Annotated in this window: 9 protein-coding genes and 1 pseudogene; 7 read left to right on the top strand and 3 right to left on the bottom strand. The window is 31.0% G+C overall.

The window, feature by feature from the left end; all coding sequences use genetic code 11:
* Window positions 1-67 precede the first annotated feature (67 nt).
* The 3 genes from LFT63_RS07505 to LFT63_RS07495 all read right to left on the bottom strand — a co-directional run bounded on the left by LFT63_RS07505 (window position 68) and on the right by LFT63_RS07495 (window position 3,171).
* Window positions 68-178 carry a type I toxin-antitoxin system Fst family toxin gene (locus LFT63_RS07505; protein ID WP_108016997.1) on the bottom strand — a complete coding sequence of 37 codons (111 nt, stop codon included), beginning with the start codon at window positions 176-178 and terminating at the stop codon, window positions 68-70.
* 154 nt (window positions 179-332) lie between these two features.
* Complete coding sequence (locus tag LFT63_RS07500) at window positions 333-2,297, bottom strand: fructose-bisphosphatase class III (RefSeq protein WP_017636541.1); 1,965 nt, start codon at window positions 2,295-2,297, stop codon at window positions 333-335.
* A 262-nt stretch (window positions 2,298-2,559) separates the two neighbouring features.
* Complete coding sequence (locus LFT63_RS07495; protein ID WP_340768546.1) at window positions 2,560-3,171, bottom strand: DedA family protein; 612 nt, start codon at window positions 3,169-3,171, stop codon at window positions 2,560-2,562.
* 432 nt (window positions 3,172-3,603) lie between these two features.
* Here LFT63_RS07495 and LFT63_RS07490 point away from each other — a divergent pair, with 432 nt between their 5' ends.
* The 7 genes and pseudogenes from LFT63_RS07490 to gntK all read left to right on the top strand — a co-directional run bounded on the left by LFT63_RS07490 (window position 3,604) and on the right by gntK (window position 11,274).
* Complete coding sequence (locus LFT63_RS07490) at window positions 3,604-4,878, top strand: MFS transporter (RefSeq protein WP_340768543.1); 1,275 nt, start codon at window positions 3,604-3,606, stop codon at window positions 4,876-4,878.
* 124 nt (window positions 4,879-5,002) lie between these two features.
* Window positions 5,003-5,290, top strand: a complete 288-nt coding sequence (locus LFT63_RS07485) for a putative quinol monooxygenase (protein WP_017636538.1) — start codon at window positions 5,003-5,005, stop codon at window positions 5,288-5,290.
* 232 nt (window positions 5,291-5,522) lie between these two features.
* Window positions 5,523-7,423 (top strand): annotated as a pseudogene (locus tag LFT63_RS07480) (FUSC family protein).
* A 105-nt stretch (window positions 7,424-7,528) separates the two neighbouring features.
* The gene (locus LFT63_RS07475; protein ID WP_029056102.1) at window positions 7,529-7,942 is read left to right on the top strand and encodes a DUF2188 domain-containing protein; all 414 of its coding nucleotides are present in this window, start codon (window positions 7,529-7,531) and stop codon (window positions 7,940-7,942) included.
* A 140-nt stretch (window positions 7,943-8,082) separates the two neighbouring features.
* Window positions 8,083-8,778, top strand: a complete 696-nt coding sequence (locus tag LFT63_RS07470; protein ID WP_017636535.1) for a GTP pyrophosphokinase — start codon at window positions 8,083-8,085, stop codon at window positions 8,776-8,778.
* A 251-nt stretch (window positions 8,779-9,029) separates the two neighbouring features.
* Window positions 9,030-9,710, top strand: a complete 681-nt coding sequence (locus tag LFT63_RS07465; protein WP_029056103.1) for a GntR family transcriptional regulator — start codon at window positions 9,030-9,032, stop codon at window positions 9,708-9,710.
* Window positions 9,711-9,735: 25 nt separating this feature from the next.
* Complete coding sequence (gntK, locus tag LFT63_RS07460; protein WP_340768535.1) at window positions 9,736-11,274, top strand: gluconokinase; 1,539 nt, start codon at window positions 9,736-9,738, stop codon at window positions 11,272-11,274.
* Window positions 11,275-11,383: the final 109 nt, after the last annotated feature.

Here is an 11,383-nt window from a genome sequence, read left to right as displayed (position 1 = left end):
AAATATCTCGCATATAACACCAATCCCCTCACTACTGGTGATAGTGAGGGGATTCTTATAGGTGTGGTTACTTACGTCTATTGTTTTTATCATTGCGGCAGCGTAACCAATTAGTATACCAAGCAATGATGCAACCGCTTGTTATGGTTGCCAGAATATTTATCAGAATATCCCGCATCATAACACCTCCTTTACACGTCATTAGGACGTCTAAAGCATAGACGATAGTATTATTATAGCAAGGGATAATTAATTTAAAAGAAAAAAATATTATAAAATATAAAAACAGGGCGATAATTGGAATTCTACTCAATTATCGCTCTGTTTTTATATTATTTTAAGTATCTATCATGCATTAAAATTTTAAGAATATCTATTTGAGATTGTAGTTCATGTCCTACATTAGTGTCTTTAATTTTTTTACGTGTTAGTTCTTCATCAACAACACGTTTAACTGATAACTCATCCGCACCATCTGATAATACTTTTTCCTTAGTATTAAATTCTTGGTGAGCAACCAATTGCATACCAAATGAATTATAAAGTAACGTATAACCAGCTATTCCTGTAGTAGATTGATAAGCTTTTGAGAAACCGCCATCAATAACTAACATTTTACCATCTGCTTTAATTGGATCTTCACCGTCAATTTCTTTTACTGGTGTATGCCCGTTAATGATACGGCCTTCATCAGGATTTAAATCAAAGTCTTTTAACATCTTACGAATCATATCAACATCTTCTCGTAAGTAATAATAAGGATTCTTTTCTTCTTTATGTGAGGCTTTATCTTCAATAAAATAACGTTCAAATGTTGTCATGGCACGTTTACCAAATAATGAAGAGTATTTACCAGTCCATAAATACCAAACTAAATCAGTAGAAAGATCATCTGTGATTTCTTTGTCGTCAAATGCTTTTCTTACATGATATTCAAAAACATCTAATAGTTCACGTCCACTATGTGATTCACCATCGATTTCAAATGATTCCATTTCGCCATTTTCATCTACTGGAATGCATCCATGAATAAGTAAATTTCCGTTATAAGGCAGATATAATTTTCCTTCTCTCATTAAGAAGGACATGTGGCGACGAAGTTTTTCAGATTGTTGGAAAGAAAGGAGTAACTTCTCAATAACATCTTCCTCTTCTTTCAATAATGTTTCAGGATGTTCTGGATCAACAGTTTGGAAACATGTATCTTTTAATGGGTATGTTTTACCGTAAACAGTAATTTCATTCTTGTCGTAATCAATTTTTTCTAAAACTAAGCGTTCTTCCATTTCAAATGATGGGCGACGTTTGATAATTGGCATTTCAAGCTTAAACTGTATCATTGCAATTGCTTGATGAATCTTCGTAATCTGATGTTCTTCACGTTGAGTAAGACTTACTTCCTTGTCAGGACGTTTTTTCGGTTTGAAAGCTGGATTATCTCCACTATAATATTTTTCAGCTAAAGTAAGTAAAGGTCTTAAGTTAATGCCATATGCATCTTCAATAATATCTAAATTATCATAACGTGCACAGATTCTAAGTAAATTAGCTAGACACACTTTGGAACCGGCATAAGCACCAATCCATAATACGTCATGATTTCCCCATTGAATATCTACAGAATGATAATTAATAAGCGTATCCATAATTTTATCTGGTTTAGGTCCACGGTCATAAATGTCTCCAACTACATGTAAATGGTCAACGACTAATCGTTGTACAGTATATGAAAGACCGATAATTAAATCATCAGATTGTTCTAATTCAATAACTTGGTTAATCAATGTTTCGTAATATGTTTTTTTGTTTTGATATTCATTATTTTTATAAAGCAACTCTTCAATAATGTATACAAATTGTTTTGGTAACGCTTTGCGTAATTTAGAACGAGTATATTTTGAAGAACAGTATTTTGTTAATTCTATTAAACGTTCGATAGTTGTAATATACCAAACATTGAGCTGACCTTTCGCATTGAATTGATTTTTAACTAACTTTAATTTGTCTTCAGGATAATATACAAGTGCTGCTAAATCATTAATTTCTTTTTCGTTAAGCGTATTTCCGAATATATCATTTATTTTTGCTCTGACATTACCTGAACCATTTCTTAAAACATGTTGGAAAGATTCATATTCACCATGTAAATCACTTACGAAATGTTCAGTGCCTTTTGGAAGTTCTAATATTGATTCTAAATTGATAATTTCTGTAGCTAATTTTTCAGCACTATCAAAACGTTGTGATAGTAAGTCTAAATATTTTTGTTTCAATTCACTTTCAGTAATATGTGTCATGATTTGTCACTCCTGTTTATAAGTTCCAATATAGTCAGTCTTTGTAATAATTAATGCGCTTACATTTGATTATCAAGAAAAAGTGATTAATTTTCAATAGCAAAGCTTTATTTGAAAATATATTTTTATATTCAGAGTGCTTCAAGTTTGAAAATGACAATTTTTTAGAGGGAGCTAATTGATTATGGCATGGAACAAATAGGGGGTCATACTAAAAAACGCCAACAAAGTAGTCACTATGTTAGCGTTAAGTAATAATATATTATTTGACACGTTTACGTTTTACGAAATATCTAATAACAAAGTAAATAATGGCAATGATGATAATAACATACATAATTCTAGAATATGTATGAATACCATTCATTAATGCGCCAAAACTATCGCTAAGCAAACGACCTAGTATAATAAGCGCAAAGTTCCATATAGTTGTACCCAATAATGATAAAGATGTGAAAACAATAATATTCATACGATTAATACCTGCAGGGATGGTAATTAATACACGTAATACTGGTATGAATCGACATAGAAATACTGCCCATGCGCCATATCTTTTAAACCAATCATTGGCACGTTTTAAATCACTACTTTTCAATTTCATCCATTTACCATGTCGATCGACAAAACGGTAAAGTTTTTCTTCTAAAATAAGACGACAAATATAGTATAAAATTAATAATCCAATAAATGATGCAATCGTTGCAATAATTAACAATGTCCAAACTGATAAATGAGATTTAACTGATAATAATCCTGCAAAAGTTAAAATAATTTCTGAAGGGACAACAGGTAAGACATTTTCTAATAAAATTAAAATAAAAATAGCTGTATAGCCCCATTGGCTAATAAAATTCGTTATAATTTGTTCCATTTATATAAATAGACTCCTTTATTCATCTAAACAATCTACTTAATTAAAAGTACGGTAACGTCATTATAATAAAAAATAGTCATAAATGCTTGTGAAAGGGGAGTCAATTTAAAATTTTATTAGTATTTTTAGTTTTTTAAAACACTAAAATTGTTTATTTATTGTAGTTATAGTTTTAACTCTAAATTGAGTATTACACTTGTGACAGTATATTGAATGTATTGTTAATATTTATTGAATAAAAAGTGATTATTTTATTAAATTTATATTGTAACCGTTTCCATTTCGTGCTATTATTATTAAAAATTGTAGCGCTACAAGAAATTTTTAAGTTGTTTCTTAGTAGTTTAATCATAGTCATCTTGAAGGATTTCTGAAACTGAACGACAACACTTAGAGACAACATATTTAATAAGGGAAGTAGGAAAAGAAATGAATAAGAAAAGAAGTAACGTTCGTTGGGGCTTCGCAATTGCATTCTTCTTGATCGGAGTTATTGCATACATGGACAGGTCTAATATTTCTTATATTGCTGTTCCAATGATGCAAGATTTGCATTTGTCAAAAGCTCAATTTGGTTTATTGGCTTCATTTTTTTCACTAGGTTATGCATTAATGCAAGTACCTTCTGGGATGTTAGCTGAAAAATTTGGACCACGTAAAATGATTACAATTGCATTGGTATGGTGGAGTGCTTTTACTATATTTACAGGTATGATTAAGCATCATGGTTTATTATATTTTGTTAGATTTTTATTTGGTGTAGGTGAAGCGCCAATGTATCCTTCTAATGCAGTATTCAATTCATTTTGGTTCGCAAAAAATGAAAAAGGACGAGCTTCAAGTGCTTTATTAGCAGGTTCGTACTTTGGCCCTGTATTAGCGCCAATTGTAACTATAGCTATCGTAAATGCATTTAACTGGGAAGCGGTATTTTATATTTTTGGTGCAATAGGAATTGTAATGGCAATACTTTGGGCAATTATTGCAAAAGATTTACCTGAACAACATAAAATGGTCAACGAGGCTGAAAAACAATTTATTATGCAACATAGAGATATTGTAGACACAGACAAATCGTTACCACCTTGGAAACGATTCTTAACTCACTTTAGTTTCTATGCAATTGCAATTCAATACTTTGTTGTTCAATTCGTTATCACTCTGTTTTTAATTTGGTTACCTACATATTTAACAGAAGTATATCATGTTGATTTTAAAGATATGTCAATTAGTTCTCTTCCATGGTTATTAATGTTCTTCTTAATACTTAGCGGGGGAGCAATTTCAGATAGAATTTTAAACACTGGCAAATCACGCTTTGTCGCTCGTGGTGTTATTGCTATTATAGGATTTATTGTATTTTCAGCGTCAATGTTCCTTGCAGTACATACAGATAGCCTTTATGTTACTATTTTCTGGTTATCATTAGGACTTGGTGGAGTTGGTATGTCTATGGGTATGAGCTGGGCGGCAGCTACTGACTTAGGCCGTAACTTCTCAGGTACAGTATCAGGATGGATGAACTTATGGGGTAATATTGGGGCATTAACAAGCCCATTGTTAGCAGGAATATTTGTTGAAAGTCTAGGATGGACTTTAACATTTGAATTGTTAGCAATTCCTGCAGTAGTAGCAATTATAATGTGGTTCTTTGTTAAACCTGATAAACCATTAGTTATTGATGAACATAAAACAATAGAATAGTAGATATTAAAAAGAGCAATAAGTGAGATCGTATAAATATAGTAATGTACTATATCAAATCTCATTTATTGCTTTTTATATTTTGTTAAGTACATAATATCTTAATAAGAAAGGTGTGTTTTAAATGATGATCATTAATGCAAAAATTAAAATATTAGAAGAAAAACGAGACGAATATTTAAAATTGATGGAAAGTTTAGTTGAAGAAACAAGAAAAGAAGATGGAGTCTTATACTATAGCCATTTTGAAGATGTACAAGAACGTAATACATTTGTGGTAGTTGAAAATTATATTGATGAAGCAGCAATCAACTCACATATGGAGTCTCCACATTTCCAAAACTTTAATAATAAAGTTAAAGAGTATGTTGCAGAAGAACCAGTTATAGAAATTGCCCAACAAATTAAATAAATTTGGTAGATAAAATATAATGGGAAATAGTAATCAAATATTAATGAAAGTGATATAATAGTATGTATCATTGATGGATTGTGAACAATACATCTAATAAGTTAACGCTATTGAGAGCGGAATAACGCTGATTTCAAATCAATGAAATGAGAAACATTCCGTTCTTTTATTTTGTTTAAAATCAATAAAAAGGAAAGGAGAGGACATATTGAAGAGTTTTATACAGCTAGTCATGACATTTAATAAATCAAAAGTTGATCCATATAAGGGTTAAGACAAGGATTATTAATGATTATCCCGGCTCTTTTAGGATATTATTTTGGCTTTTTCTCTTTTGGTATATTAATTGCCACAGGTACATTAGCGCATATATATGTCTTTAAAGGAGCACCAAAATCACAAATTAGAATTGTAATACTTTGTTCTTTAGCGTTTGTAGTATGTATGATGCTTGGAACATTGACAACAGCACAACCAATTATATTTGGTATCTTGCTATTAATTGTTACAGTAGTACCATTTTATATATTCACTTCTCTCAAAATAGCAGGCCCTTCATCTACGTTCTTCATCGTAACGTTCTGTTTACCGATGAACTTACCTATTGCACCTGACCAAGCACTAATTAGAGGGTTGGCTATATTAATAGGTGGAATATTAGCGACATTAATGGTGCTATTAACTATTTATATTAAAAAAGAAAAAGCTGAAGATAGTGCAATTAATGCAGATTTCAAAGTAATTCAAGATATGATGGAAAATTACAATGATCCAGAAGCATTTAAAAAAGTTGCAAATTCAGCAGTATCTGCATTTAAAGCGTCAGATAAACTACTCATAACGTCATCTGCGAATAACGATAAAATGAGTTCACGATTTCAAAAATTATTATTAATTCATACTTCAGTTCAAGGTATTTATTCAGAATTATTAGAGCTTAATGAAAAAAATATACGACCATTACCTAATGATTTAATTGAAATGTTGAATTTCATTATCAATAAAGTAAAACATCCAAAAACTAATCATCAAACATGGAAAAAAGAAATCAATGTAAGTTCTGAATTTGAAAATTTATTAAATCATATACTAAAAATAGATGAAATTGCACATGCTGATTCTAATCATATCGAACATGAAGCGAAAATTAGAACACCTTTATATAGTAAGCGTATTTTACAAAATCTAACATTAGATTCTATTGTATTTAGAAACACATTGAGATATACAGTCATCATGTCAGCAGCAATATTCATAGCTTTATTCTTTGGATTTGATAAAGTATACTGGATTCCATTATCTGCTCATACCTTATTGGTAGGAACATCAACAATTCATTCATTAGAAAGAGGTACTGCAAGAAGTTTTGGTACTATATTAGGTGTTATAGTGCTTACAGGAATATTAGCATTTTCTATTCCAACACCATTAGCAATTATATTAATGGGATTAGGCGCTGGAATTACAGAAATGTTTGTTGGTGCAAATTACACGTTTGCGGTCATATTTATTACAATTCAAGTTATCTTATTAAATGGTCTTGCTTCACAAAACCTATCTATTAGTATTGCATATCCAAGAATTGTAGACGTAATTATTGGTGTAGCTATTTCTACTATCGGCCTATTTATATTAGGTCAAAGAACATCATCAATATTGTTACCAAATACAATTGCAGAAGTTGTGAGAAAAGAAGCATCGTTCTTCCATTACTTATTCTCAGAAAACAAGTATCATAATAAAGAAGAAGAAAAAAATCTTAATCTAGGATTATCAGTTAGATTAAATAATATGACTCAAATGTATAATGCAGCGAATGGTGAGTTGTTCAGTAATAAAAAAGTAATCCAATACTATTATCCAAGTATATTTGCGCTTGAAGAAATTAGTTTTATGCTTAGTAGGGCGCTTAGTGATAATCATCGTTCAAGAATAGATGATCAATTAATGGGGGAATATTTAGCTACGTTTGAAAATATTGCTAAACATTTCGAATTACAATCACATCTCGAAGTAAAAGAATTAACTGATTTACCACAGTATAATTATATTAAGTCTGGTTTAATGAAAATACAGAAAAACAGTCAAAAAGCACGTGAAGATGCCATTGAAGCAGGCATATTAGGAAAGTAGAGTAGTCTGAGGGTTGTCTAACCGTAGTATGACGTCATAGTGGTTAAATAGTTAGTATTAGTGGTAATACTAATATATAAGCAAATTAAACTGGAGATGAATACTATGCCTTGGACAATGGATGATTACCCACAGAGTTTAAAAAATCTTGATGAATTAGAACGTAAAAAAGCAATTGATATAGCTAATGCCATGTTGAAAGATGGTTATAAAGAATCAGATATTATCCCAATTGCTACGAAACAGGCTGAAAAATGGTACAAAGATGCTTCTAAAGATGATTTAAATGAATTGAAAAATAAACACATTACACAACATCAAACAGATCAGTCTGCAAACCCAGAATTAAATGAAGAACCTATACACGTTTACTTTGAAGACAATGAGTGGAAAGTAAAAACAGAAAAGGCTAAACAAGCTTCTGATACTTTTCAATATAAAAAAGATGCAGTTAAGCGAGCACAAGAAATTGCAGAAAATAAAAATACGAAAGTAATAGAACATCAAAAAGATGAATAGAGAAAAAGTCTAGAAAGGCTATCCTCAAAATGAGGGTAGTCTTTTTATATTGGATGCGACTAAAGTAGGGAGTGCAATTATTTCTTCTTCTTTATGAACTTAGTTATAATAAAATTGATAAAGAAGTTGGAGGAAATAATATGTATGTAGAGAGAAAACCCTCATTATATCTAGAAGACTTAAGAACAGAATTTAAAAATAGTTTGAATACATTTAAAAATAGCGATGAAGCTTTTGATATTTTAGTAGGCTTTGTTGAGTTAGATCATATTTATTCATCAGCACTTAAAGAAATTAGTACTAAACTAAGTATATTAGATGATAACTTTAATCATATGTATAAACATAACCCTATTCATCATATGGAACGTCGTGTGAAAGAAATGGGTAGTTTAGTTGGAAAGCTAAAACGCAAAGATTTGGAAGTAAGTGCTGAAAGTGCCAAAGAAAATATTATGGATATTGCTGGTATAAGAGTTATATGTAATTACTTAGATGATATTTATGTAATTGAAAAAATGTTATTAAAACAAGAAGATGTCAAATTAATCAAACGTAAAGATTACATTGAACATCCTAAAGAAAATGGCTATCGAAGTTTACATATTGTTGTAACGATTCCTGTATTTTTAGCTGATTCTGTAGAAGTAACACCAGTAGAAATCCAGATAAGAACAATTGGTATGGATATGTGGGCAAGTTTAGAACATAAAATCCGATACAAAAATAATACAGATACTGAAAAATATAAAGGACTGTTAGAACAATGTGCAACAGAAATAACAGATGTTGAAAGAAAAATGCAGCAAATTCACTCAGAAATCTCGGAAAATTAAACAGAGTAATGAAGTGTAGTATATTTTATTCAAAGTTAATGACTAAAATATACTACTTTTTTGTATAAGATTATCGAAAATAATAACCACTACATCAAAATAACTGGTTAGTGAAAATAACATAGGTAACTTAAAAGTTTCGATTAAATTGAGAGACTTATAATAATTAGTAAGCGTTTGCAAAACGAGGATACATATATTAATATACTTGTATACAAGTATAAAGGCAACTGGAAATTGAGGTGTAAGATATGACATATGGCTATCCAGAAAGTTGGAAAAGACATTTAACTACAGGTGAATCAATCGCGGCTGAAATAAGATTAGGCATTATTAATGGTGACATTGAATCTGAGACTTGGTTAACAGAAAATCAAGTTGCTAAACAATTTAATGTAAGCCGATCACCTGTTAGAGATGCTTTTAAACTATTACAAACAGACCAATTGATACATTTAGAACGAATGGGTGCACAGGTTCTACCTTTTGGAGAGCAAGAAAAGAGAGAGCTATATGACTTACGTTTGATGTTAGAATCGTTTGCCTTTTCAAGGTTGAGAACACAGGATACACAAGCTATCGCAAAGGAAATGAAAAAGCAGTTAGAAATGATGAAAGTAGCCGTACAATTCGAAGATGCTGAATCATTTACAAAACATGATTTCGAGTTTCATGAGGCAATGATTTTAGCTTCTAATCATCAATATCTAAAAACCTTTTGGTACCATCTTAAACCTGTCATGGAATCACTCATTTTATTGTCTATGAGACGTAGAATGTTACAAAATCCGGAAGATTTTGAACGTATTCATCGCAATCATAACGTTTTTGTGGAAGCGGTTGATAATAAAGATTCAGACAAATTAAGAGAAGCATTTCATTTAAACTTTGATGATGTTGGAAAAGATATAGAAGGATTTTGGTTACGATAATTTTTTTGAGAAAGTAGGGGAAATGATGAAATATATGATTGGAGTCGATATAGGGACAACGAGTACTAAGTCAGTGCTATATGACGAAAATGGACAATTTATAATGAAGCATAACATTGGATATGAATTACATACACCTAATGTTGATGTCTCTGAAGAAAATCCAGACGAACTATTTGATGCAGTCTTAATGACAGTGAAATATGTGGTAAGGGAAGCAAACATAGCAAAAGAAGATATTAAATTGATTTCTTTTAGTGCACAAATGCATAGTCTTGTAGCTATGGATGAAAATCATCATAGATTAACTGAAAACATTACTTGGGCAGATAATAGAGCAAGCAAATACGCAACATTAATCAATAATCAATATAATGGATTAGATATTTATAGAAGAACAGGCACGCCAATCCATCCAATGTCACCGTTATCAAAAATTTTCTGGATGAAACACGAACAACAATCTACTTTCGATAATACTGCCATGTTTGCTGATATTAAGACATATATTTTATATCAATTATTTGAGCAATATGTGATTGATCATTCAATGGCTTCAGCAACAGGTATGTTTAACCTTGAACAATTAGATTGGGATGATGATGTACTCAATTTATTAGGTATTTCACGATTTCAATTACCAGAGTTGGTACCAACAACACATATTTTAACTGGAATGAAAAAACGATATGCAACTTTAATGGGCATTGATGAAAATACACCAGTCGTCATAGGGGCAAGTGATGGCGTTTTATCAAATCTCGGTGTTAATAGTTATCAGCAAGGTGAAGTAGCAGTCACTATCGGAACGTCTGGAGCGATAAGAACTGTTATTGATAAACCGAGAACAGACGAAAAAGGACGTATATTTTGTTATGTGTTAACTGATGAACACTATGTTATTGGTGGGCCAGTAAATAATGGTGGCGTTATTTTAAGATGGCTTCGAGATGAAATATTAGCTAGTGAAGTTGAAACGGCTAAAAGACTTGGTGTTGATCCATATGATGTACTAACACAAATTGCAAGTCGAGTTAAACCTGGAGCAGATGGTTTAATCTTCCATCCATATTTAGCAGGTGAACGAGCACCGTTGTGGAATGCCGATGCAAGAGGGTCTTTCTTTGGACTTACATTATCACATAAAAAAGAACATATGATTCGTGCTGCATTAGAAGGCGTTTTATATAACTTATATACTGTATATCTTGCATTGATTGAAGTGATGAAAGAAACACCAAATGAAATTAAAGCAACAGGTGGATTTGCGAAAAGTGAAATATGGCGTCAAATGATGGCAGATATTTTTGATACACAATTAAGTGTACCTGAAAGCTATGAAAGCTCATGTCTTGGTGCTTGCGTTCTAGGTATGAAGGCACTAGGAGAAATAGATGATTTTTCAATAATTGAACAAATGGTTGGAACAACTCATGAACATCAACCTGATCCGAATACAGTAGACATTTATCAACAGTTAGTCAAAATATTCATTAAGATTAGTCGTTCATTAACAGAATCTTATAGTGAAATTGCAGATTTTCAACGTCAACATATGGATTAATTGATTTCATAAAATATCTTAGCACATAGACAGTATTTAATTGCAATGTAGCCATGTCACTTTTGAATTCGAGCAACTTTATTGAGAATAACACAGAAAAGGAAGAAGG

Source organism: Staphylococcus sp. FSL H8-0121 (assembly GCF_038008425.1).
In the GTDB taxonomy this organism is placed as follows: Bacteria; Bacillota; Bacilli; order Staphylococcales; family Staphylococcaceae; genus Staphylococcus; species Staphylococcus pasteuri.
This window is presented reverse-complemented; position numbering and strand designations above follow the sequence as displayed.

What these genes read in the sequence shown, in the direction of transcription:
- LFT63_RS07490 (WP_340768543.1), top strand. Translation starts at nt 3,604, where the DNA reads ATGAATAAGAAAAGAAGTAACGTTCGTTGGGGCTTCGCAATTGCATTC.
- LFT63_RS07500 (WP_017636541.1), bottom strand. Translation starts at nt 2,297, where the DNA reads ATGACACATATTACTGAAAGTGAATTGAAACAAAAATATTTAGACTTA.
- gntK (WP_340768535.1), top strand. Translation starts at nt 9,736, where the DNA reads ATGAAATATATGATTGGAGTCGATATAGGGACAACGAGTACTAAGTCA.
- LFT63_RS07495 (WP_340768546.1), bottom strand. Translation starts at nt 3,171, where the DNA reads ATGGAACAAATTATAACGAATTTTATTAGCCAATGGGGCTATACAGCT.
- LFT63_RS07475 (WP_029056102.1), top strand. Translation starts at nt 7,529, where the DNA reads ATGCCTTGGACAATGGATGATTACCCACAGAGTTTAAAAAATCTTGAT.
- LFT63_RS07505 (WP_108016997.1), bottom strand. Translation starts at nt 178, where the DNA reads ATGCGGGATATTCTGATAAATATTCTGGCAACCATAACAAGCGGTTGC.
- LFT63_RS07470 (WP_017636535.1), top strand. Translation starts at nt 8,083, where the DNA reads ATGTATGTAGAGAGAAAACCCTCATTATATCTAGAAGACTTAAGAACA.
- LFT63_RS07485 (WP_017636538.1), top strand. Translation starts at nt 5,003, where the DNA reads ATGATGATCATTAATGCAAAAATTAAAATATTAGAAGAAAAACGAGAC.
- LFT63_RS07465 (WP_029056103.1), top strand. Translation starts at nt 9,030, where the DNA reads ATGACATATGGCTATCCAGAAAGTTGGAAAAGACATTTAACTACAGGT.